A 25,192-nucleotide genomic window follows, 5' to 3' on the forward strand; every position below is an offset into this window, starting at 1 on the left:
AATGAGGTAGTAAATGAAGAAAATTAATAAAACCCTATTGCTTGCCTCAACATTATTTGTATCTCAAGCTGTAACCTTAGTTGATAATTCATATGCGGATGAAGGATACGATCTAAATGTTGAATCAAACGCGGTAAGTAATATCCAAGAGAATAACACAGAAAATAGTATCTCAAATAATACAGATGAATTAGAGATAAAGACAAAATCTGATTTAAAAGCTAGTGAAGTTAATTTAAATTCTGATAATTCAACTTTAGATGATAATAAAGCAGACAAGGCTTATGATTCATCATTAGCTGATGACTATGAGAAATTTGATTCAGATTCTATTAATAAAAAAATAATTGAAGAATATTATAAAGAACAAGAAAATAATCTTTCTAAAGAAAATACAGAAGATAGTTCTGTAGAAACTAATGAAAATGTTGAAGAGCTATCAAAATCTATAAACGACGAAGAAGAAAATAAAAGAGAAAATAAAAAAGAGAATGCTGATCTTATTTACTATGATGACAGCAATCTTGATGATATTTTAAAATCTTCAAATGAAAATTTGGCAAATAGCGAAAAAGCTACAGCAACAAAAGAAAGCCAAATAGAAGAAAAAACTTATTATGCCCCAAAAGGCACAGGCGTTATAGTAGAAGAAAACAATACAACAAAATATTACGAAAACAATAAATTAGTTAAAAATGCACAAGTTATAGTTAATAACAAATTTTACAATATAGATAAAAATGGTAATGCCACTAATCCAAAATCATATTGGTCAAGTATTGGCAAAAATGTTTATTATTCCGATGAAACTGGCAATTTAGCCAAAGGTGTAAAGGAAATCAAAAACAAGAAATATTATTTCGATGCTGAAGGAATTCTTCAAAGAAATAAGATTATAGTAACAAACAGCGCTCACTACGATATAGCAAGTAATGGTGTTATGACTGCACCAAAAAATAAATGGGAAGCTATAGGTGCCAATGTTTATTATAATGACAATAATGGCAATTTAGCTAAAGGCATTACACAAATTAGAGGGAAATACTATTATTTTAACTCTGACGGAGCTCTAGTAACAAATAAAAAAATTCTTACTGATAAAAGATATTACACAGTTAATGATCATGGCGTTGTGACCAATAAAAAAGATACTTGGTTTGCAATGAATGGCAAAACCTACAGAACAGGTAGCGATGGAACAATCCTTAAGGGTGTTCAAACAATAAATAATAATACATATGTATTTGATGATAATGGTGTAATGTACCAAGATACATCAGTAATTTCTGCTGGCAAATTTTTCAACGTTGACAAGAAAGGTATAGTTAGCATTCCTAAGAATTCTTGGGTAACTTATAATGGCAAAAAGTACCATACAAACGACGCTGGCTTTGTAAAAGTTGGTATTTGGAAAATTGATGGCAAAAATTATTACTTTACAGCAAATGGTCTAACCAGCAATCAAACAATCAAAAAAAATGGTCAAACATACAAAGTTGATGCAAATGGTGTTGCTGTGGCAGAAGGACCAAAAATAAACTTAGAAAATAATTTCTATGGCGAAAGATCATTAGATAAGGTTATGGAATGGATGTTTAATGCCAGATTAAAGAAGATGACTTATGATATGGGTCCTGACCGCACATCTGACACTAAAGCAGACTGTTCATCAGCTGTATATAGGTCTTTGATCTATGGAGGATTCTTATCAGAAAAAGCTTGGATAGGCAATACCGAAAGTCTATTTAAAATGGGCGCTCAAGGTAAGATAATGTATGAAGTTAAAGAATCTGAACTTAGATATGGGGACATCTTTGTAGCTGGAACTCCAGGAGAATCTCTAGGAGCTGGAGGACACACAGGATTTATACTAAATCCAACAAAAGATACAATAATTCATATGTCTTATAGTAAAAACGGCGTTTCAATAACACCTAGAAAAGGTTGCATGGGAGATGCTGCAGGCTTGCCTGTAAAATATTTCCGTTTAGTTAACGCTAATTCAAAAAATGTTTATTTAAACAAAAATTAAAATAGTAAAACCACTTAGGAAAAATCCTAGGTGGTTTTTTATTTAGTCTTATTTTATATTTGCGATAAAAGTTAAAAATAATAGCAAAAATATATATGTAAATAGGCCAAAGGCCTATACATTACAATTATTTCTAGTGTTAACGATAACTGTCATGCACTTATATTATACTTTTTTTGCTAGTCTTATCCAATCAATTTATGTTTTTCTTAACTTATGTTATACTATAAATATCTTTTAAAGGAGGATGTATGAAAGAAAATAATAAGAAAAGATGGCTTGCTTTTGGGATTTTTATATTGGTAATCATATTATCAATTTATTCAGATATCAATAGAGGATCCAATAAGGAAAATTTGAATTTTACCAAAGAAGCTTTCGATAAATTTGCCGATAGCTACCAAGAAGAAGTCATTTCTGGAAGCAATCAGTTTAGCAAAATAAAAGTTATTAATGTTGATGGAGTAATAGCGAGCGATCCTTCAAATGATCAAATTGTAAAATCACTAAAAAATGCGGCAGATGATGATACAGTCGCAGGAGTTATTTTAAATATCAACTCACCAGGTGGTTCTGTCTATGCAAGCGAGAGAATTTACAAAGAAATTAAAAAATTACAAAAACTTAAAAAACCAGTTTATGCAGTAATGAGAGAGCTTGCCGCAAGTGGTGGTTATTATATTTCTGCTCCATGCGATAAAATTTTTGCCTCAAATGAAACGTGGACAGGTTCAATTGGAGTAATAATCCAATCCTATTCTTTGGAAGGATTATTTAATAAATACGGAATAAAAGAGCAAAATATAACAACTGGCAAGATGAAAGATGCTGGTTCTTATGGTTCTGATATGGACACAGAAGAAAAAGAATATTTCCAAGGCTTAGTTGATTCTGCCTTTGGACGTTTTGTAAAAGTTGTTGCAAAAGGAAGAGATCTAAGCGAAAAAGACGTTAGAAAACTTGCCGATGGTAGGGTTTATGATGGCAGTCAAGCGGTAAAAAATGGTTTGGTTGATAAAATCGGAGATTTAGATGATGCCATAAAAGATATGGACACTTCCTATAAACTAAACGATCCAATGGTTATCCAAGAAGTTGACTACTTAAATAATTTTTCAAAATTATTTCCAGGATTTATGTTAAAGAAAGATCCAGCAAAATCTGACCTACAAATCATAAAAGACATGATGGAAAAAGATGGAATCAAGCCAATGTATTTATATGGAGGATATTGTGAGTGAAAAAATTATTACAAATAAAAATCTTCCAAATTTTGCCTATGCAGGATTTTTCCTAAGACTTTTAGCCTTTGGAATTGACATGATAATAATCAGTGGACTTGTAAATATCATAAAAAGTTTTATAGGAGATGATTTTGATATTTTCTATTCCATAAGTCTTTATATTCTAATTTATTATTTAGTAAGTCTCTGCTATTTTTCACTAATGACTTATTTTAACAAGGGTCAAACCCTAGGAAAGATGATTACAAATATAAGAGTAATAAATTTATATGGGGAGAAATTAACTTTTTCTCAAGTTCTTACAAGAGAAGTTTTTGGTAGATTTGTACAAAATAAGTTTATGTTTTTATATATAATCGTTGCTTTTGCGCCGATGCACCAGTCATTGATGGATATTTTGGCAGATACGGTTGTAATAAAAAACGACGTAAAAACTTTTATAGATCAAAGAGAAGAAAAATTGGCAATAGTTATTAATCAATAGAAAAAAATTTTGATAATAATTTTAAAACAGCTAAAAATAGCCTTTGTATATTATTTATTTAATTTCCATATTCCTACTATATATGGTATAATTTAATCAATAGATGAAAAATAAACACTATATCTAGTGTTTATTTCTTTTGAAAAATTTAGGAGAAATGATGGAAATTATTAAAAGAGATGGGACTTTTGTGCCATTTGAAAAAGAAAAAATTGAGATAGCTATAAAAAAATCTTTCGCCTCTGTTGATAGTCTCATAACAGATGAAAAGTTAAAGCAAATGTCAGATAAAATCGTATCAACCATAAAGGAAAAATATCCCAAAGACCACACCGTAACAGTAGAAGAAGTGCAAGATTTGGTTGAATTAACTCTAATCGATGAAAATTATTATAGAGAAGTAAAATCCTACATCCTTTACAGAGCCAAACACAACATGGATCGTAAGGTAATTACAGATTTTGAAAAATATATCCCTAACAAAGAAATAATTGAGATAATTGCAAGCATTCAAGATGAATTTGACTCTCAAAGATATCCGATAGAATCTTTGTATTTCAAATTTGAATCATTCCTAAAGGAAAATATGACAGAAGCTGGACTTTTGAAAGCCTTAACTCGTGCAGCAAGCGAATTAACCTCCAAAGAAGCTCCTGATTGGGAAATAATTGCAGCAAGATTTTTGATGTATGAAATAAGTTTGGAAATACAAAAAAACGAAGAAAGATACGACATAGTAGATTTTAAAAGCAAAATTCATTTTTTGACAGAAAATGGACTTTATGGACCATACATTAGAGAAAATTATTCAAGCGAAGACATAGATGAACTTGAAAAATATATTAAAATTGAAAGAGATAAGATTTTCACCTTTTCTGGCCTTGACCTTGTCAAAAAAAGATATCTAATAAAAACCTTTCAAGGAGATATAATTGAATCTGTCCAAGAAATGTTTATGGGCATTGCTATGCACTTGGCAATTCCAGAAAAAAATAGGGTAGCTTTTGCCAAAAGACTTTACGATATCCTTTCAACTCTAAAGGCAACTATGGCAACACCAACAATGACCAATGCTAGAAAGCCTTTTAACCAACTTTCATCATGCTTTATCGACACAATTCCGGATACTTTAAAGGGAATTTATAGGTCAATTACAAATTTTGCAGAAGTTTCCAAACATGGTGGCGGAATGGGATTATATTTTGGCAAAGTTCGTGCCAATGGTTCTGATATTCGTGGCTTTGAAGGAGTTGCAGGTGGAGTCATTCGCTGGATAAAACTTGCAAATGACACTGCAGTTGCTGTTGACCAATTAGGAGTTCGCCAAGGAGCAGTTGCTTGCTATTTGGATATTTGGCATAAGGATATGCCAGAATTTTTGGCACTAAGAACTAACAATGGCGATGATAGGATGAAAGCCCACGATATTTTCCCTGGAGTTTGCGTGCCAGATTATTTTTGGAAACTTTGTAGAGATGACATAAATGCAACATGGTATATGTTTGATCCACACGAAGTTTCAAAAAAATACGGCATCTGCTTAGAAGATACCTATGGAGAAAAATGGGAAGAATTTTACAAAAAATTAGTTGAAGATAAGGAAATTTCCAAAAGAACTATTTCAGTTAAAGAAATGGTTAGACTCTTAATCAAATCTTGGAGCGAAACTGGAACGCCTTTTGTCTTTAATAGAGATATAGTAAATAAATATAATCCAAATAAGCATCAGGGAATGATATATTCATCAAATCTTTGTACAGAAATTGCCCAAAATATGAGTCCGTCAGAAACTGTTTCTATAGAAATAGTAGACGAAAATGGAGATACAATAATTGTAAATAAAACCAGACCAGGAGATTTTGTTGAATGTAATCTTGCAAGCCTAACTCTCGGCAGATTTGATGTAAATGACCAAGATGAACTAGAAGAAACTGTAAGAACCATAGTTCGTGCTTTGGATAATGTTATTGACCTAAATTATTATCCAACCCCTTATGCGGAAGTAACCAACAAAAAATATAGGGCCATAGGTCTTGGTACAAGTGGCTACCACCACATGCTAGTAAAAAATAACATCAAATTCTCAGATAGGGAAAAACATGGAAAATTTGTAGACAAAGTTTATGAAGATATAAATTATTATGCCATCAAAGAATCCCTAGAAATTGCTAAAGAAAAAGGTGCTTACAAAGTTTTTGAGGGAAGCGATTGGCAAAGCGGAGAATATTTCAACCTAAGAGATTATAATTCTCCTAGATGGGAAGAACTAAGAAAAGAAGTCGCTAAACATGGCCTAAGAAATGGATATTTGATGGCCATAGCTCCAACAGGGTCAACATCAATAATTTCTGGCACATCAGCTGGAGTAGATCCAATAATGAGCAGATATTTCCTAGAAGAAAAAAAGGGAGTAATAGTTCCAAGAGTTGCGCCAGGACTAACAACCAAGACCTTCTGGTTATACGAAAATGCCCACGATATAGATCAAAATATATCCATGGAAATGGCAGGAATTAGACAAAGACACATAGACCAAGCCCAATCGATAAATATTTATATTACAACAGAATACACCATGCGCCAGATATTAAATATCTACATCAAAGCCTATGAATCCGGAGTAAAATCTATCTACTATGTTAGAGGAAAAAGCCTTGAAGTAGAAGAATGCGATTCTTGCGCTAGCTAAAAATCAAATATCTCACAAGCCCTAAAAACTTGTGGGATTTTTTTATAAAATTTTATTTTCTCAAATCGTTGCCCTAATTTTTAAATCCAATATAATGAATATAAGAAATTTAATTTAGGAGTTTTTATGATATTATTTATAACAAATGCCATAGCCCTTTGGCTTATGAGTCAATTTATTTCACATGTTTCTTTTGATAAGCCAAGTGCGCTTATATTAACAGCAGCTATTTTAACGCTTTTACAAAAAATAGTTAAACCTATTTTAACTTTTATATCCTTTCCAATAACATTTTTGACTTTGGGTTTATTTAATTTGGTAATAAATGCCTTTGTCCTTTATCTTGCCTTCAAATATGTAGAGGGGGCAAATATCGACAGCCACCTATCAAGTACGGTTATCGCAGGAATTATTTTATCAATATTAACATCTATAATACAATATATTTTGTAAGGGGGAAATTATGGAAGATAGCAAAAAAAAAGAAGTCAGCAAACGTGGAATTTTTAACGAAGATGGAGATATAGATCTTTCAAAAAGAAAAATCATCCAAGGAAATACCACAAATCTTAACGATTTTAACAATTTAAAATACACTTGGACAAGCGATTGGTACAGACAAGCCATGAACAACTTTTGGATCCCAGAAGAAATCAACCTAAATCAAGATATCAAAGATTATAGAAATCTAGACAAAGATGAAAAATTCGCCTTTGATAGAATAATTTCATTTTTAACCTACTTAGATTCTATACAAACAGCAAATTTGCCAAATCTACAAACTTATATAACAGCAAATGAGATCAATCTTTGCCTATCAATTCAAACCTACCAGGAATCAATCCACTCCCAATCCTATTCATACATCCTAGATACAATTTGCTCTCCAGAAGAGAGGACTAAAATTTTGTATATGTGGAAAGATGACGAACATTTACTTCATAGAAATGAATATATAGGAAATCAATACAATGATTTTTTGGAAAAAGACGATGAATTTAACTTTATGAAGGCCTTGATTGCAAATTATATACTTGAAGGAATTTATTTTTATTCAGGATTTTCTTTCTTCTATAATTTGGGAAGAAATAGCAAGATGCCTGGAACAGTTCAAGAAATTAGATATATAAATCGTGATGAAAACACTCACTTGTGGCTATTTAGATCTCTAATAAACGACCTTAGAAAAGAAAGGGCCGATCTTTTTACAGAAGATCATATCAAATACTATAGAGAAATGCTAAAAGAAGGAGTTGAGCAAGAAATTGCTTGGGGCAAATACGCCATAGGCGATAATATAGTTGGCTTAAATGGCAATATGATTGAAGATTATATTAAATATCTAGGAAATCTTCGTGCCAAAGGCCTAGGATTTGAAGCCTTATACCAAGGATATGAAGAAATTCCATCATCTATGAAATGGGTTGATGAATACTCAGATCCAAACGCTGTAAAGACCGACTTTTTTGAAGCAAAAGTTTCAGCTTACTCCAAATCTTCAATAATAGAAGATGATTTATAAAATATAAAAACCAAGGCTATTTGGATAAGAATTCCTATCCAGATAGCTTTTTACTTTTATGGGAGATTTTATCTTGTATAATAAGTTAGATGTATATTTTACTAAAAGGAGTAGAAATTTGAAAGTTAAGAAACCTGGTTTAAGGATTATAAAAACTTTTATTGCGGTAAGCCTTGCTTGCCTTATTTCGTATTTAAGAGCTGGGGAAAGTTTGCCTTTTTATAGTGCCATAGCTGCAATTATTTGCCTAAAAGAAGGAGTAGAGGAAACTAAGCAGATTGGAATAAATAGGATTTTTGGAACAATCCTTGGCGGAATTTGTGGCTTAATATACCTACTTATAATTCCCAAAAATGCCCTACCATATTCTCTTGAGCTAATACTTATAAGCTTTTTGGCAGCTTTTAATATTTGGTTAATGTCTATGTTAAATAAGCCAAAAGCAATAACGATTATGGCTATTGTTTTTTTATCCATAACTATAAATCATGGCAAAGAAACAACTTTACCCTTTATCTTTGCCTTTAGCAGAATGTTAGATACCATGATTGGAGTTCTAAGCGCTATACTTATCAACAGGTTGGATTTTAAAAAAATCAACAAGTATAATTTTTAAGGTGAAAATAATAAAAACAATTATATGTTAATAATAAATAATAGGAGGAAAAATGATCGAAGTAAAAAACTTTTCAAAAGTTTATGGCAATGGCAAAAAAGCCGTAGATGACATAAGCTTTGAGGTTAGAGATGGCGAAATTTTCGGATTTTTAGGACCAAATGGTGCCGGTAAATCTACAACCATAAAAGCAATTGTCGGCATTAACAAAGCTACAAGCGGAGAAATTTTGATAAATAATATTAAATTAGCTGACGAGCCTATAAAATATAAAAAGCAATTTTCTTTTGTACCTGATAATCCAGAATTATTTGAAAGCTATACAGGCAATGAATATATAAATTTTTTGGCTGATATTTACGGTTTGGATGAAAATACCAGAAAAGAAAGACTGGATTATTATTTGGGTTTTTTTGACATAAAAGATGCTATGAATGAGCAAATAGAAACTTATTCTCATGGTATGGCTCAAAGACTTGCTCTAATTGGAGCTTTGATTAACGATCCAGAAGTAATTATCTTAGATGAGCCTATGGTTGGTCTTGATGCAAAATCTGCCTATAATCTAAAGGAAATTTTAAGAGCCAGAGCAAAAAGTGGAAAATCTGTATTTTTCTCAACCCACGTTATGAGCGTTGCCCAAGAACTTTGCGATAGAATTGCAATTATCAACAAGGGAAAGATCATAGCAGATGGAACTTTTGATGAAATTAGAAATTCTACCAACCACAAGGAAAATCTTGAAGCAGTATTTTTGGAGCTAACAGATGAATAATCTAAAAACTATCACAAAATACACATTTAAGGAGCAATTTTTCCCATATTATCCCAACAAAAAAGCAATGAATATGCCAAATAGTTATGTTCTAAGAATTTTGTATTTTATAGGACTTTATGGATTATTGTCATATGTGGTTTATTCATTTATGAGAGCTATTGGGACTTTATATTTGCCTTTGCCTAATGGCGAAACCATGTATTTTGCCTTCTTTGGAACTTTGCTTACTATTTCAATAATAGTCTTTTACATTCCAAGAATCTTATCGGATTTTTTCTCTGATACAAAAATAAATATTTATAAGACCTTGCCGATAAAAGAATCCGAACTTTTTATGGGCAAATTATTGGGAAGCGTTCTATCTTTTGTGGACTATTTGCTATTTTTCATAATAGGAATTTATATTTATTTTTCCATAAAAGGATTCGACATTAGTGTATTATTTTTTGGTATATTAAACTTTTTTACCATAATTTTAATACCATATAGTTTGCTTACTGGACTTATACTTATAATTATGAGATTTACATCAGTTGGCAATCACAGAAAGACCCTAAAAAATATAGGCTATATAATACTTTTTGCAATAATTGGAGCTTATTATTACTTCGCCTTTAATTTTAAGGGAAATAGCGGAAAAGAATCACAGATTTTTACTACAGCTACATCTGCCCTAGCAAATTTTTCTAATGCATTTTTCAATGCTAAATTCTACGGCCTAAGTCTAAGCGGAACTCTTGGTCAAAAAATTACTTATAGTCTTATTTTGCGGGCAATTACTATTGCAATAACTTTTATTATGTACAAACTTTCTGGTAAATTTTACTACAAGAGCCTTGGTGAAAAAGACGAGGAAACTAAAGTAAAGAAAAAAGAAAATACCAACAAAAGTACAAGTTTCGTCCCAAAATCTCAAGTTTATGCCATAGCAAAAAGAGATATCAAAAATCTTACATCAAATATAGTGTTTTTCTCTCAGGCTGTAATGATGGTTATAATATTTGTGGTTATGGGATTAAGTGTTGGAAAAAGTCTTGGTTCAGAAATAAGTAAGAATGACCTTTACTCTTTGACAGGAAGATTTTGGAGTTTCTTTGCTGGTATAATTTTTGGAATTTTGATGTGGATGAATGGCGGTTTTGCAAATTCATCACTTTCACGTGAACACAAAAGTTTCTACCTTTTCCAAAGCCTACCAATAGATCCCAAAAAACATTTTTTGGCAAGACTTTGCTCAAGCTTTATCCTTTGCTTGCCATTTAACTTAGTAATGTCCATATTAATAACAGTATTTGTAGGACTTGGAATAGCTAATGGAATTTTACTATTTTTGGGCTTCTCCGTTGCAAGTTTGCTTGCTGCTATAGTAGGTCTTTACACTGGAAGCAAAAAAATTATTATAAATTGGACAAAGCCAGAAGAATTGAGCAAGGGAGGACTTAGAAATTTTATCTATTACATCCTATCTCTAATTTATGTTGGGCTTTTGATTGGTCTTTATATCTTGCTTATGAATATTTCTTCAATGGGAGAAATCCTTGGACCAATTTTAATAATTTCTCTTCTCATAGTAAGCTGCTTATTATTTTATAAACTTGCTTTAAATTCCTATAAAAATGGTTTTTACGATTTATAAAATTTTAATGAGTAATGAACTTTTTCTTCTTATTTGCTATAATATTATTAGATAATAATTATTGGAGGATATAATTATGAAAAATAAGAAAAGGTTCATAATGTCACTTGCCATATCTTTTGCGATTATGGTATCTGTCTTTGTAGGAGCGACTACAAGCTTTGCGAGTGAAGGCCTAGATTTGGGAGTTAATATAGGCAATATGAAGTTGCCACAAAGATCTTTAAGATTAAATCAAAGTCAAGCAAGCAAAGAAGCTGCATTAAATGAGATCAAAAAAATCAGATCAAGAGCTTGGGATGAAAATATCTATTATACTTATGAGGCTAACAATAGCAAAGGCTATAGAATAAGAGATATAGCTAAAATGTATAAAAATAGAAGCAAAGAAGATTATGTAAATAGCATATATTGGTCAATTGAATTGGAAAAAATCGCCATTCAAAGAGCTATTGAACAAACTATAACAGGTTTAAGTCACACTAGAGCAGATGGAAGTGATTGGGATAGTGCAAGATCTAATGGAGTAGAAGCTAATGCAGAAATACTTGCAATGAATTCTTCAACCATGCAACCTTCTTTGGCCTTTGATCAATGGTCGTTTAGAACAGTTAATGGAAATAAATCAGAATATGATTATTTGTTAGCTTCCAAGGGAGTTGGCACAGCTGAGAATGGTCATCTTCATGCAATCTTAGATCCAGGATATTTCTTTGTAGGGTACGCTGATGTAAATAATACTGGAAGCAGATTTAATTATGCTGTTGGAGAGTTTGCAACTAATGCTAATAAGAGCGAAACAAGCACAGGCTTGGTTGGTGATTATGGATTTTCTAGATCAAATTCTTCTACGATTTTATTAGAGAAATTAGGCCAAGCAAAAGCAACTAATCCTATAAAAGAACAGCCGACAGATAATAAGCTTTCAAAAGAAACTAGAGAAAAACTAGAAAAAGCTGTCAAGGATTCTAAAAAGCAGATAGATGCTGCAAATTATTTGATGAAAAATTTACCTAAAACAATAGCAAAAGTATATGATAAGTTGGTTAATTTGATAAAAATTGCTAATGATACAATTGCTAGTGCAGAAACTTTACTAAATAACAATTAAGAGAGAAGATAAATATGAAAAATAAATTAAAATATGGATTACTAGTAATTGCCCTATCACTAGGCTTTACACTTATTAATACGCAAATTGAATCTGCTAGAAAAATTTCTTATGCAGCTACAAATTATTCAAATTCTGCATTTTATAGATCAAAAAAAACTAGAGACGCTTATCTCTCATTAACAAGTGAGCAAAGAGAAGAACTTGATAGGATGAATACTGATAATAAGGTCCCTCTTACAATTGAAGAAGTTCTTGCCACGGGCAAATATAAACTTCCTATTAGAGAAGGCGTAGATTGGCTTTATCCTTTTATGCTCGATAAGAATAAAAATGGAGAAGTTGGTGAAAATTATATAGGACCAAATAATGGCTCTCAAAGCAAAGATTCCCCTACAACGATAGTTCAAGAAACCACAGTTGAAGAAAACACCAATATAGTAGTTCCAATTAGTCCTTTAATAAGTGAAAAAACTGACGATAATTTAGAAATTGCCGAAGGAATTTCCAAAGAAACTAGACTACAACTAATGGAAGCTATAGCAAATGCAAACAAGCAAATTGATGCTGCAGAATATTTAATGGAAAATTTCCCTAAGACTATAGCTAAGGTAGTGGATAAGTTAGAATTTTTGATAAAAGATTCTAAAGAAACTATAAAAATGGCAGAAAAACTGCTAGCAGAGAACTAAATAATAACTCAAGACTTCTAGTTTTAGAAGCCTTTTTTTTATATAAATTTAAGTTATTAAAAATAAAGCATAAAAAAATTTAAAAGATAAGGCCATTTGTGTTATACTTATACTCATGAGGAGGGGAAAATGAAAAATTTAACAACCAGAAAATTAACTTTTATAGCTTTATTTACAGCTTTGGTTTACATATTTACCAGATTTTTTCAAGTTCAAATACCAACACCATTTGGCAATACCATGTTTCACTTAGGAAATGTATTTTGCGTTTTGGCAGGTATTTTATTAGGACCAGTTTACGGAGGACTTGCTGGCGGCTTAGGTTCTGCCTTATACGATCTTTTTGATCCAATATATTTTGTGTCAGCTCCAACTACCTTTATTTTTAAATTTTTGATGGGTTTTGTAGCTGGTAAAGTTTTTGAAAAAAACAAAGTAATAGAAAATAAACACATTATCAAAGCTGCTATTTGTGGGCAATTAACCTACACAATTTTGTATCTTTCAAAAAATTTTATTAGAAATTTATTTATATTAAATCTTACTATGGAGGCAACTTTAAGCGAGATGGCTATTAAGGGTGGAGTTTCTTTGACCAATGCAATTATCTCTATAATAGTTTCATCAGTTTTGGCTCTTCCTTTGCTAAAAAGATTTGATTTTGAATAAGCAATTCTAAAAATGGGTAAGATTATCTACAAAGGAGTGTTTATGGATTACAAAAAATTTGACAACAAAATTGTTTTAAGACTTAAAGCTTGCGATAAGATAATTGAATCATTAGAAACTGTAGCAAAAAAGGAAAATATAAGAGCTTGTCATTTTCAAGGAATTGGAGCTTGTAACGAATTAAAAATTGGACTATTTCACAAAGGTGCAAGTGACTATGATTGGAAAACTTACAATGAAGATTTTGAGATAACTTCACTAATGGGAAATATCACGATTTTTGAAGATAAGCCTCTCGTGCATGCTCATATCACTTGTGCAAGAGAAAACCTAGAAATTATCGGTGGACATCTAAGCGAAGCCACTTGTTCACTAACAGCAGAAATATTTATCGATGTCATCGATGGTGAGATTATCAAAAAACACGATGATGAAGCTTCCATAAATATAATGGAATTTTAGGAGATAATATGCAAACAAGAGAAAAAACTTTTGGAATAACTTGCCCATCTTGTGGAAATACTTTTGAAGAAAGTCTAAATACTGCAATATTTTCATCAACCTTAGATAGGCAATTGATTCTTAAAAATGAATTTGGAAAAATAATTTGTCCTGAGTGTGGCCATGAATTTATTCTAAATTATAAATTCGTCTACACTGATGAAGATATCAAGTTTATGCTAGTAAATGATCCTAAATTTACGGATTTAAAATTTAGACTTGTTTTTTTAACAAGCCTAGAATTATTGGATAAATCAAGAAAAGAAGAGCAGGAAAAATTCCTTACTCGTATGTGTACGGATATTGAAGAAGTTCGTGAAAAGATTATTATCTTTGAAAATTATTTGTCCGATAAGGCTATTGAATTATTAAAATATATTCTGCTAGAAAGCGAAGAATTGGAATTTAACCATGACGATGTAAGCTCTTTTAGACTAGTTGATAGTGACAGATTTTTGATAAAAACGGCAAGTGGAGAAGAATATACCCTAGCTTTTGTAAGAGAAGTTTATGATAAAATTCTTCAACAATACAAGGGAATGTTTGATGCAAACAAAGTAGAAAAAGTCGATAAAACTTGGGCTTACGAATTTTTGAAAAAACACAGATAATTTAATATCGCATTTGAGAAAAGTTAAATGAAACTTTTTTCAATTGCGATTTTTTTGTTTAAAAAGATTTGTGGAAAATGTATAATAATATTATTACTAAGCTAATTATGGTATGATATTAATAATAGCTTATCGGAGGTATTATGAAAAAATTAGGAAAAATTATTCTTGCCCTACTTATAGTAGCTGGTGTTGGATTTACTGGCTATACTTTAGGTTCTAGCATGAATACAAATAATAGTACAAGCAGTCGTGATAGCCAACATATCAAAGATATGAAAGGACTAGAGGCTTTATTAAAGCAAAATTTCTTGTTTGATTTTACAGAGGATCAACTATATGAGGGATCTTTGAAAGGAATGTTTGCAAATTTAGGAGATCCTTATACTTCTTATTATACAGCTGATGAATATAAGAAACTTATGGAAACTCTTGATGGTCGCTATCAAGGAATTGGTGTTACCGTTCAAGCAAGCAAGGAAGGCTATATAAAAGTTGTACAAGTTTTTGACAATTCACCAGCAAAAACAGCAGGAATGTTACCAGGAGATTATATTACCAAAGTAAATGGGAAAATTTTCTCTTCTGAAGAAATGGACGATGCTGTTGCTGAAATAAAAGGTGAGCCAGGAACAAAGGTAAAACTTACAATTCTTAGAGAAAATGAAGATGGCACAAATTCCAAAGAATTTGACATAGATGTCGATAGAGCTGATGTTACTGTCGACACTATAGAAGATGATATTATGGAAGTTGACGGCAAAAAAATTGGCTACATCCATATTTTAGCCTTTGATGATGTAACTTGGGATGATTTTTCTCTTGCCTATAATAGATTAAAAGGCGAAAATATAGATGGCCTTGTTTTAGATGTTAGAGATAATCCAGGTGGATCCTTAGATGTAGTATTAGATATTGCTGATAATTTCTTAGATGAAGGAACTATTGTTACTACTAAAGATAAAAACGACAATGAAATAGTAGAAAAAAGCGATGCAGATTACGATGATATCCCAATGGTTCTTATACAAAACGAAAACTCAGCATCAGCAAGTGAAATTTTAGCTGGAGCATTAAAAGATAGAAAACGTGCAAAAATTGTCGGCACCCAATCTTTTGGTAAGGGCATTGTACAAAAAATCTTTGATCTAGAAAATGGAACTGGAGCAAAAATCACCATAAGTGAATATTTCACACCAAGTGGTAATAAGATTCACAAAATAGGAGTTACACCAGATATTGAAGTGGAAGCTGATGAAGATTTTGATATAAGCAAAAAAGATTTGAAAAACGACAAACAATTTATTTACGCATTGACAGAACTATTAGATGAATTGAAGTAAAGGATCTTAGCCATGAATACCTACTCAACAATTGAAGAAAAATTAAAAGAGCTTAGGTATCTTTTAGATAAGAAAAGCCTAATCGAGCTTAAAGAATTATTAAATAGAACAAACTCCATGGATATAGTGGAGTTTATTGAAGATTTGCCAGCAGAAGAAGCACTTCTTGTCTTTAGGTTATTAAGAAAAGATGATGCTAGGGAAGTATTTGCCGAACTTGATAGTGATGATAAGGAAAAACTTCAAGCAGGCCTTAACGATAAAGAATTTAAGGATTTATTAGATGACCTTAACTTCGATGATATGATCGATACCCTAGAAGAAATGCCAGCGGCTCTTGTTAAAGATATCTTACAATCAACTGATAGCAAAACCAGGAAATTGGTAAATGAATATTTGCAATTTCCTGAAGATTCTGCTGCAAGCTTGATGACCACAGAATTTGTGGAATTAAGCCCAGATATGACAGTTGGAGAAAGTCTAAAACTAATTGAGGAAGTTGGCAAAGATAAGGTTATTGTCTACACTTCTTATGTAACCAACAAAGCTAAGGAGCTTTTAGGTTATGTTTCTTTAAGATCAATGGTAACTAGCGATGAAGATGTAAAAATCAAAGATCTTATGTTTGAAGATGTAATATCAGTAAGAACGACAGAAGATCAAGAAGATGTAGCTCACGTCTTTCAAAAATATGGTTTTACAGCTTTGCCTGTTGTAGATAAAACTGGAAAACTTGTAGGAATTATCACAGTAGATGATATTATGTGGATAATCGAACAAGAGGCAACAGAAGACTTCCAACGTATAGCAGCTACAAGTCCAGAAGAAGAAGATTATTCAAAAATGAGTCCTTGGGAATTGGCAAAAAATAGAATCCCTTGGCTTATGTTTTTGATGATATCTGGAGCTTTTACATCGACAATTTTAAAAAGCTATGAAGATGTTATACAAACAGTAATAGCCTTAAATATGTTTATACCAATGCTTACTGGTTCAGGTGGAAATGCTGGAAGCCAAGCATCAACTCTTGTAATTCGTGCTATGGCAACCAATGATATCAATTCAAAAGATTGGTTAAAAGTTTTATCAAAGGAAATGCTTGTTGGTTTAATCTGTGGACTAGTCTTAGGCTTTGTAGCTTTTTTAAAATGCTATTTCTTTGATAAAGTTTCTATAACCATTGCACTAGTTGTTGGATTTGCAATATTGTCTATAATAATAATGGCAAAATCTATTGGCTCTATTCTTCCAATTGTCGCAAAAAAACTTGGAGCAGATCCTGCCATAATGGCAAGCCCTCTTATTACGACAATTGTAGATAGCTTAGGATTAATTATATATTTCAAAATTGCTCAAACATTACTTCCAGGCCTTTTGGTCTAAAATAACAAGGAGACGATTTTATGTATGCATATAAATCTAGCGAAGAAAGATTAATAGAATTAAAATATCTTCTTGATAAAAAAAGAACTGCAGAATTATCCGAGCTTTTAAGAAGAACAAATCCAGTTGATATAGTGGAATTTATCGAAGATCTATCTTCTGAAGAAGCTCTTGTGGTTTTTAGACTTCTAAAAAAAGACGATGCAGTTGAAGTTTTTGCGGCACTTGATAGTGACGATAAGGAAAGACTCCAACAAGGTCTAAAAGAAGATGAGTTTAGAAGCTTATTAAGAGAGCTTAATTTCGATGATATGATCGATACCCTAGAAGAAATGCCAGCTGCCATGGTTCAAAGAATTTTGCGCACAGCAGATAAAGCTAGGCGTGATTTGGTAAATAAGTATTTGCAATTTCCAGAAGATTCTGCTGGAACTTTGATGACAACAGAATTTGTAGAAGTTAAACCTTATATGACAGTTAGGCAAGCTTTAGACCATATAAAAAAGGTTGGCCATGACAAAGTAACTATCTACACCTGCTATGTCACAAGCCCTACTAAAAAACTTTTGGGTTATGTTTCCCTAAGGTCAATTGTAACAAATACAAAAGAAACCTTAATTGGCGATTTGATGTATGAAGATGTAATTTCAGTGACAACTACTGAAGATCAAGAAGATGTTGCTTATACTTTCCAGAAATACGGATTTACAGCTCTTCCTGTTGTAGATAACACCAACAGATTAGTCGGAGTTATTACAGTTGACGATATTATGTGGATAATCGAACAAGAGGCGACAGAAGACTTCCAACGTATAGCAGCTACAACTCCAGATGAGCTTGATTATTCTAAAGCAAGTCCCTTTTCTTTGGCAAAAAATAGGATTCCTTGGTTGATGTTTTTGATGATATCAGCAACCTTTACATCTACAATCCTAAAATCTTATCAATCCGTAATACAAGCTGTTATAGCTTTAAATATGTTTATACCAATATTAACAGACTCTGGCGGAAATGCTGGAAGCCAAGCATCAACCCTTGTAATCCGTGCCATGGCGACCAATGATATTAACACCAAAGACTGGCTAAAAGTTTTATTAAAAGAAATAAGCGTTGGTTTAATTTGTGGGCTAGCTTTAGGATTTGTGGCGTTTTTAAAATGCTATTTCTTTGATAAGGTTGACCTTAGTGTTTCACTTATAGTTGCTCTTACGATTATAGGAATAGTTATTATGGCAAAAGCCGTCGGCTCACTTTTGCCAATGATAGCAGAAAAACTAGGCTTTGACCCAGCTATAATGGCAAGCCCATTAATTTCGACAATACTTGACTCCTTGTCATTAATTGTTTATTTTACAATAGCAAAAACTATAATTCCTGGAATATAAGTTCAAAAGTAGATTTATGATAACTAGCGTAAATTTTAAAATTCCTCACAGTATGTGTGATAGATTTGGAAATCTAAGCCTTAGAAATCTTGTTGGACTTATGGTTGAAACATCGATTATTCAAGCACAAGAAGCCGAAAAGAATATAGACACTAAAAATCTTAGACGGATACTCTACTGTCGGGATATAAAAATAAAAGAGACCATAAAAGCAGAAGAAGAGATAAAAATTACAACGATGCCACTAGAAATGGACAAATTTTATTGCCATAGAAATTTCTGCGTGGAAAAAGATGGCAAGATTTTAGTAAAAGCCTATGCGAGATTTTTTATTCTTGATATCAATAGGCTTAGACCAATAAAAGCAAGTGATGAATTTAAAAAAGCTTATAGCAAAGAAAAGGGAATTTATAGGCCTGAAAAAATTACTTACAGAGATGATTTTACTAATGAAAAAAGAATTTTTGTTAGAAATAGCGATATTGACACAAATTTTCATGTAAATAATGCCGTATATTTTGACTACATCCTAGATTATTTGGATATTTATAGCAAAGATATTTCTTATGTGAATATGGTCTATAAAAACGAAATTAGAGATAAAAAATCCATCTTGGCAGAGTCGGTTTTCTATGATAATCAAATTGATTTTAGGTTAAAATCTAAGGATTCTAAACGTATCTACACCTATGGGAAAATAATAAAAAATGTATAAAAAAGATTTTGGAAATATACCCAATAAAGACAAAATAATATCCTATCTTGAGGAAGGCTATGAAAAAAATCCTGGCAAATGGGTCTTACATTCACGGATAATAGGAAAAACAGCTTACAATATAGCAAAAGAAATTAATCTAGATCCTGATGTTGCCTTTGCTTGCGGAGCCTTACACGATATAGGGAAAATGAGTGGAGCAAAAGATGCTAAGCATTTTTTAAATGGTTATAAGATTCTTAGAGCTGATTCATATTTTTTTCCAGCAAGAATTGCCCTAAGCCATAGTTTTCAAATACAAAACATCGATTCCTATGTTGGCAAATACAATATTTCTGAAATGGATAAAAAATTTGTGGAAAATTTCTTAACCTACATCACTTACAACGATTATGACTTATTGATTCAACTTTTAGATGGAATTATTAAAACAGGATATCTGGGAGTAGAAAAAAGAGCTGAAGGAGTCCTTGAAAAACATGGATCAAATCCCTATTTTGTCCAAAGAAAAGAAAGAATTTACCAACTAGAAGAATATTTTCAAAATAAATTAAAAAAGCCAATAAAAGCTTATATGCCAAGGCAGAGATGGTACAAATTTCCTTATTCTTTGTACAGGAATGATCATAAGAATTTGCAAAAATAAGTTTTTGCTGTATATTATTAGTGAATTTATTTTACCATATCGAGAGGGCATCAAGCCTTCTCTTTTATTTGGGAAATTACATAGAAATAAAAAAGAATTTATATTTTTCAAATAAAAATTTGACAAAGAAATTTTATAGTGGTAAACTCTTTCTATCAAACAGATTAATAAACCAAAAGAAAAGAAGAGTAATCTAAATGGACATTTTACAGAGAGCCCAGTTTGCTGAGATGGGTAAGTAGAAGTTTAGATGAACATGGCCTTTGATGGGGTGAGTCGATATTAGATTCACACGGGTCTTCCCGTTATAGAAGTAGAGTATGTTTGTACTTGATGAGTGTATGTATGCGCGAGTATGCATAAAATAAGGTGGTAACGCGAATTTTCGTCCTTAGATTCTTTAGTTAGAATGTAAGGGCGTTTTTTTATGCGTATTAGAAAGGAATAAGAATGGCAAATAATGAAATAATCAAAGAAAAAATTGAAAAATATTTTGATCAAACAAAAAGTTGGAGAAATTACCTCCACGAAAATCCAGAAGTTTCTGATAAGGAATATCAAACATCAAAATATTTGAAAAAAGAATGTGAAAAACTAGGACTAATAGTTGAAGACTTTGACGATACAACAGGTTTTATTGCCTTACTTGATACAAAAAAACCTGGCAAAACATTAGGCATAAGAACTGATATAGATGCCTTGCCGATAGCTGAAAGTCCTAAAAATTGCAAAAGCAAAAAAGAAGTTGTTTCAAAAAATCCTGGCGTAAGTCATGCTTGTGGCCACGATTCACATATGGCTACACTTTTAAGCTCAGCAAAAATTTTATCAGAGCTTAAGGAAGATCTGGCTGGCAAAATCTACTTCATCTTTGAGGAAGGTGAAGAAACAGGAGCAGGCATTGATGCTATGGTTAGACATTTGAAAGATAAAAATTTGGACGCTTGCTATGGTAATCACCAAAGTCCATTTTTGGAAATTGGAGAGATTTCTGTTGTTAAAGGTCCATCTTATGCAGGATGTGCTGGTGTAGAATTTGATGTAATTGGCAAGGGTGGTCATGGATCAAGACCTGATAAATGTATAAATCCTCTTACAGCTACAGCAAATATAATAACAGCTTTAACCAATGCTTGGGTCAACCAATTAGACATAAGTAAAACAGTAACTTTTGGTCTAGGAGCTATAAATGGGGGATCAGCATCAAATGTCATTCCAAATACTTGCACAGTTAAGGGAACTTTAAGATTTTTTGATGACAAAGCTGGAGAAGATGCTCTTGAAGTTTTAAAGGAAGTTACAAAGTTAACAGCAAAGGCTCACAAGTGCCATGTGAAATTTACTGATTACACAAAGATTGTTGCCTATCCTACCATAAATGATGTAAGCTTGGCAGAAGATGTTAGAAAATCTCTAGCTGATATTTATCCAAAAGCTCTAGTAGAAGAAGAAGCAACTTTTGGATCAGAATCATTTTTTGGCTACTCTAGACTTTGCCCATCAGTTTTCACAAGTTTTGGAATAAGAAATGAAGATAAGGGAATAACAGCTGGAGCTCACACCCCAGAATTTGATCTAGATCCAGAAGGCATAAAATATGCTATAGGTCTGCAAGTGAAATTTGCCAGTGATTTTTTGAAAGGAAGATTTGATGATTAAGTTAAAAAATGTAACAGTTGATTTTGATGGTTTCAAAGCAGTGGATGATGTCAATTTAAGTGTCACAGAAGGTGATATATATGGAATAGTAGGATTTTCCGGAGCTGGCAAATCAACTTTAGTTAGAACCATAAATTTACTTCAAAAACCAACAGCTGGCCAAGTTTTAGTTGAAGGCGAAAATCTTTTGGATTTATCAGCTAAAGAGCTTAGAGCCAGAAGAAAAAATATAGGAATGATTTTCCAACACTTTAACCTATTAAATAATATAACGGTTTTGGATAATGTAATTTTTCCTATAAGAAAGGAAAAAATTTCCAAAGAAGAAAAGATAAATAAAGCAAAGAAGCTTTTGGAACTTGTAGGCATAGGCGATAAGCTAGATAACTATCCAAGAGAGCTTTCAGGAGGCCAACAACAAAGATGCGCCATAGCAAGAGCTCTTGCATCAGATCCTGAAATTCTCCTATGTGATGAAGCAACAAGCGCTCTAGATCCTAAAACCACCAAACAAATATTAAAGTTACTAAAAGAGCTTAACACTTCCTTGGGATTAACTATTGTAATAATAACCCATCAAATGGAAGTTGTAAAAGATTTATGTAACAAATGTGCAGTAATGCAAGCAGGAAAAATTGTTGAATCTGGCTCAACTCTTTCAATTTTCTCAAATCCAAAAGATAAGCTAACTAGAGAATTTGTAGAAACATCTACCAACGTAAGCGAAACTATAGAGGAAGTTAAGTCAAATATTGGCATATTAAAGGAAAATGAGTTGCTAGTAAAACTAAACTATCTGGGCGAGTCTACAACAGAGCCTCTAATAAATGATATTTATGAAAAATTCGGAATAAAAACCAATATTTTGGCAGGAAATATCGAATTTATCACAGGAGTTCCAGTTGGTAATTTGATAGTCACTCTTGCTGGGGATGATCAATCGTTAAGCAAGTTGGGAGATTATTTACAAGAAAGAGATGTAAACGCAGAAATTTTAGGAGGAAAAGATGGGATTTTTTGATTATTCACTTTCTATAAAAGATAGGATAATAGAAGACTTTGGAACAACCTTATATATGCTATTTTTTGCAGCTATATTTTCAGGCCTCCTTGGTCTTTGCTTAGGCGTAATAATGGTAGTTACCGATAAGGATAGAATTTTGGAAAACAAATTTATCTATAGTTTTTTGGATAAATTCACAAATTTATTTAGGTCTATACCTTTTGTAATCTTACTAGCTTTGATAGCACCTGTTACAAGGGCTATTGTAAACACAAGGATAGGTCCAAAGGCGGCCATAGTGCCTCTAGTATTTTCCTGCGTACCATTTTTTGCAAGACAAGTTGAACAAGCCCTTGCGGATGTAGATCCAGGTAAAATCGAAGCGGCACAAGCGATGGGAGCATCTCCTTTTGAAATAATAACTAGAGTATATATAAGAGAAGGTCTTCCAAGCCTAATAAGGGCATCATCAATTACTCTGATTTCCCTACTAGGACTTACTGCAATGGCAGGACTAGTTGGAGCAGGTGGAATTGGTGATTTGGCCATTTCCATGGGTTACCAACGTTACAAGGACGATGTAGTAATTGTAAGTGTTGTTTTGATATTAATAGTAGTATTTATAATACAAGCTGTTGCTAATCATTTGATAAGAAAAACAAGTCATTAAGGAGGGAAAAATGAAAAATTTAGCAAAATTTACTTTAGCTCTTGCCCTAGTATTAGGATTAAGTTCATGCGGAGCAAACAAGACAGAAGATAAGACAAAACAAGAAGAAAAACCAAAAACTGAAGCCACAGATACCATAAAGATTGGTGTAGTTGGTGAAAAAAATGAAATTTGGGAAGAAGTCATCAAAAGATATGAAAAAGCAACTGGCAAAAAAGCTGAGTTAGTCAAATTTGCAGACTACAACCAACCAAATGAAGCCTTAGTAAGTGGAGATATTGATTTAAACTCTTACCAACACCACAAATTCCTAGATGAATTTAACAAAGCCCAAGGAGAAGAAAAAATTGTAGGCATAGGAGATACCATGCTTGCACCTTTGGGAATCTATAGCAATCAAATAAAAGATGTAAATGAATTAAAAGAAGGAGATAAAATTGCTATTCCTAACGATCCATCAAATGGACCAAGAGCCTTATTCCTCCTTCAAGCAGCTGGTCTTATCAAAATAGATGGCAAAGCTGGTGAATCTGTAGCTCTAGAGAATATAAAAGAAAATCCAAAAAAATTGGAATTTATAGAAATGGATGCTTCTCAGACTCCAAGAAGTTTAGATGATGTAAAAGCTGCAGTGGTAAATGACAATTACGCCCTAGATGCTGGACTTAGCCCAAATAAGGATGCAATTTTCCTAGAAGATCCTAAAAGTCCTGATGCAAAAATCTATGTAAATTGCATAGCTGCTAGAATTGAAGATAAAGACAATGAAGCTTACAAGGAACTTGTAAAATACTATCAATCAGAAGAAACAAAAAAAGATTATGAAAAATATACCAATGGTGCATGGATTGCCTCTTGGTAAAATAATAAAATTTAAAGGAGAAAAAACAATGAAAAATATTACAAAAATAGCTCTAGGCCTTGCTATAATTTTAGGTCTAACATCTTGTTCATCAAATAACCAAAGTGCAAAAAATGATAATGCAGAAAAAAGTGCTCAAACAGAGGAAAGTAAAACAGATAATTCAACCGATCCATTAGCAGATAAGGATGTTATAAAACTAGGTGTGTGTGGAGAAAATAACGAAGACTGGGACGATGTTGCCAAAAGATTTAAAGAAGGAACAGGCAAAGAGATTGAGCTTGTCAAATTTACCGACTATAGAGAACCAAACGAAGCCTTATTATCTGGAGATATAGATATCAACGCTTTCCAACACAAAAAATTCTTGGAAGATTTCAACAAAGTTGCTGGCTCTGATATAGTATCAATAGCAGATACCTCCATTGCTCCTCTTGGTATATATTCTTCAAAAATAAAAGATCTAAAAGATCTAAAAGACGGAGCAAAAATTGCTATACCAGATGATGCTACAAATGGAGCAAGATCTCTATTTCTTCTTCAATCAGCAGGCCTTATAAAAGTAAGTGGTAAAGATGGAGATGCTATAACCATAAACGAAATAACTGAAAACCCAAGAAATTTTGAAATTATAGAACTATCTGCTTCTCAAACAGCAAGAAGTCTTGATGATGTGGATATAGCTTGTGTAAACTCAGGAATGGCTGTAGATGCTGGATTTATTCCAACACAAGATGCAATTTACTTAGAAGATCACAAGGATCCAAATAAGGGAATCTATGTAAATATTATAGCAACTACAAAAGCAAACAAAGATAGCAAAATTTTAAAAGATTTGGTAGATAATTACTATCACACAGACGAAACTAAAAAAATAATAGAAGAAATATCCAAGGGTTCATCAATCCCAGTTTGGTAAAATTCTTTAAAAGTCACAAACT

24 protein-coding genes and 1 other annotated feature are annotated in these 25,192 nt (G+C 32.1%); all 24 genes read left to right on the forward strand.

Annotated elements, in window-relative coordinates:
- The first annotated feature begins 13 nt into the window (after positions 1 to 13).
- The gene (locus tag CS884_RS00970; RefSeq protein WP_099320230.1) at positions 14 to 2,032 is read left to right on the forward strand and encodes a peptidoglycan amidohydrolase family protein; all 2,019 of its coding nucleotides are present in this window, start codon (positions 14 to 16) and stop codon (positions 2,030 to 2,032) included.
- 251 nt (positions 2,033 to 2,283) lie between these two features.
- Entirely contained in the window at positions 2,284 to 3,273 is a 990-nt protein-coding gene (sppA, locus tag CS884_RS00975) for a signal peptide peptidase SppA (protein WP_099320231.1), read from the forward strand.
- Positions 3,266 to 3,760 carry an RDD family protein gene (locus CS884_RS00980; protein WP_257875720.1) on the forward strand — a complete coding sequence of 165 codons (495 nt, stop codon included), beginning with the start codon at positions 3,266 to 3,268 and terminating at the stop codon, positions 3,758 to 3,760. The genes sppA and CS884_RS00980 overlap by 8 nt, the downstream gene beginning before the upstream one ends.
- Before the next feature lie 160 nt (positions 3,761 to 3,920).
- Positions 3,921 to 6,449, forward strand: a complete 2,529-nt coding sequence (locus CS884_RS00985; RefSeq protein WP_099320232.1) for a ribonucleoside-diphosphate reductase subunit alpha — start codon at positions 3,921 to 3,923, stop codon at positions 6,447 to 6,449.
- Between the two features lie 126 nt (positions 6,450 to 6,575).
- Entirely contained in the window at positions 6,576 to 6,902 is a 327-nt protein-coding gene (locus CS884_RS00990; protein WP_099320233.1) for a phage holin family protein, read from the forward strand.
- Between the two features lie 10 nt (positions 6,903 to 6,912).
- Positions 6,913 to 7,971, forward strand: coding sequence for a ribonucleotide-diphosphate reductase subunit beta (locus CS884_RS00995; RefSeq protein ID WP_099320234.1), 1,059 nt, complete (start codon positions 6,913 to 6,915; stop codon positions 7,969 to 7,971).
- 118 nt (positions 7,972 to 8,089) lie between these two features.
- Positions 8,090 to 8,587, forward strand: a complete 498-nt coding sequence (locus CS884_RS01000; protein WP_099320235.1) for an aromatic acid exporter family protein — start codon at positions 8,090 to 8,092, stop codon at positions 8,585 to 8,587.
- Positions 8,588 to 8,639: 52 nt separating this feature from the next.
- Positions 8,640 to 9,362: an ABC transporter ATP-binding protein gene (locus tag CS884_RS01005; RefSeq protein WP_099320236.1), complete on the forward strand. Its 723-nt coding sequence runs from the start codon at positions 8,640 to 8,642 to the stop codon at positions 9,360 to 9,362.
- On the forward strand, positions 9,355 to 11,001 hold the full coding sequence (locus CS884_RS01010) for a hypothetical protein (RefSeq protein ID WP_099320237.1): 1,647 nt from the start codon (positions 9,355 to 9,357) through the stop codon (positions 10,999 to 11,001). The genes CS884_RS01005 and CS884_RS01010 overlap by 8 nt, the downstream gene beginning before the upstream one ends.
- Before the next feature lie 76 nt (positions 11,002 to 11,077).
- A complete protein-coding gene (locus CS884_RS01015; RefSeq protein ID WP_099320238.1) occupies positions 11,078 to 12,112 on the forward strand; it encodes a CAP domain-containing protein in 1,035 nt (344 codons plus the stop codon).
- 14 nt (positions 12,113 to 12,126) lie between these two features.
- Entirely contained in the window at positions 12,127 to 12,804 is a 678-nt protein-coding gene (locus tag CS884_RS01020; RefSeq protein ID WP_099320239.1) for a hypothetical protein, read from the forward strand.
- Positions 12,805 to 12,933: 129 nt separating this feature from the next.
- Entirely contained in the window at positions 12,934 to 13,473 is a 540-nt protein-coding gene (locus tag CS884_RS01025; protein ID WP_099320240.1) for an ECF transporter S component, read from the forward strand.
- Between the two features lie 42 nt (positions 13,474 to 13,515).
- Positions 13,516 to 13,935: a PPC domain-containing DNA-binding protein gene (locus tag CS884_RS01030; protein ID WP_257875721.1), complete on the forward strand. Its 420-nt coding sequence runs from the start codon at positions 13,516 to 13,518 to the stop codon at positions 13,933 to 13,935.
- Between the two features lie 8 nt (positions 13,936 to 13,943).
- Complete coding sequence (locus CS884_RS01035; protein ID WP_099320242.1) at positions 13,944 to 14,585, forward strand: CpXC domain-containing protein; 642 nt, start codon at positions 13,944 to 13,946, stop codon at positions 14,583 to 14,585.
- 143 nt (positions 14,586 to 14,728) lie between these two features.
- Positions 14,729 to 15,928, forward strand: coding sequence for a S41 family peptidase (locus CS884_RS01040; RefSeq protein ID WP_099320243.1), 1,200 nt, complete (start codon positions 14,729 to 14,731; stop codon positions 15,926 to 15,928).
- A gap of 12 nt (positions 15,929 to 15,940) precedes the next feature.
- The gene (gene mgtE, locus CS884_RS01045) at positions 15,941 to 17,311 is read left to right on the forward strand and encodes a magnesium transporter (RefSeq protein WP_099320244.1); all 1,371 of its coding nucleotides are present in this window, start codon (positions 15,941 to 15,943) and stop codon (positions 17,309 to 17,311) included.
- A gap of 20 nt (positions 17,312 to 17,331) precedes the next feature.
- Positions 17,332 to 18,696, forward strand: a complete 1,365-nt coding sequence (gene mgtE, locus CS884_RS01050) for a magnesium transporter (protein WP_099320245.1) — start codon at positions 17,332 to 17,334, stop codon at positions 18,694 to 18,696.
- A 16-nt stretch (positions 18,697 to 18,712) separates the two neighbouring features.
- Complete coding sequence (locus CS884_RS01055; protein WP_099320246.1) at positions 18,713 to 19,411, forward strand: acyl-[acyl-carrier-protein] thioesterase; 699 nt, start codon at positions 18,713 to 18,715, stop codon at positions 19,409 to 19,411.
- Entirely contained in the window at positions 19,404 to 20,057 is a 654-nt protein-coding gene (locus tag CS884_RS01060; RefSeq protein ID WP_099320247.1) for an HDIG domain-containing metalloprotein, read from the forward strand. The genes CS884_RS01055 and CS884_RS01060 overlap by 8 nt, the downstream gene beginning before the upstream one ends.
- Positions 20,058 to 20,224: 167 nt before the next feature.
- Positions 20,225 to 20,453: a binding site (T-box leader), on the forward strand.
- A gap of 54 nt (positions 20,454 to 20,507) precedes the next feature.
- The gene (locus CS884_RS01065; protein ID WP_099320248.1) at positions 20,508 to 21,716 is read left to right on the forward strand and encodes a M20 family metallopeptidase; all 1,209 of its coding nucleotides are present in this window, start codon (positions 20,508 to 20,510) and stop codon (positions 21,714 to 21,716) included.
- Positions 21,709 to 22,737: a methionine ABC transporter ATP-binding protein gene (locus CS884_RS01070; protein WP_099320249.1), complete on the forward strand. Its 1,029-nt coding sequence runs from the start codon at positions 21,709 to 21,711 to the stop codon at positions 22,735 to 22,737. Before CS884_RS01065 ends, CS884_RS01070 begins: the two co-directional genes overlap by 8 nt.
- Positions 22,724 to 23,389, forward strand: a complete 666-nt coding sequence (locus tag CS884_RS01075; protein ID WP_099320250.1) for a methionine ABC transporter permease — start codon at positions 22,724 to 22,726, stop codon at positions 23,387 to 23,389. The genes CS884_RS01070 and CS884_RS01075 overlap by 14 nt, the downstream gene beginning before the upstream one ends.
- A 10-nt stretch (positions 23,390 to 23,399) precedes the next feature.
- Positions 23,400 to 24,251 (forward strand): MetQ/NlpA family ABC transporter substrate-binding protein, encoded by an 852-nt coding sequence (locus CS884_RS01080; RefSeq protein WP_099320251.1) that lies wholly within the window; start codon positions 23,400 to 23,402, stop codon positions 24,249 to 24,251.
- A 28-nt stretch (positions 24,252 to 24,279) separates the two neighbouring features.
- On the forward strand, positions 24,280 to 25,170 hold the full coding sequence (locus tag CS884_RS01085) for a MetQ/NlpA family ABC transporter substrate-binding protein (protein WP_099320252.1): 891 nt from the start codon (positions 24,280 to 24,282) through the stop codon (positions 25,168 to 25,170).
- Positions 25,171 to 25,192: the final 22 nt, after the last annotated feature.

The sequence above is a fragment of the Anaerococcus sp. Marseille-P3625 genome (genome assembly GCF_900232825.1).
Taxonomy (GTDB): Bacteria; Bacillota; Clostridia; order Tissierellales; family Peptoniphilaceae; genus Anaerococcus.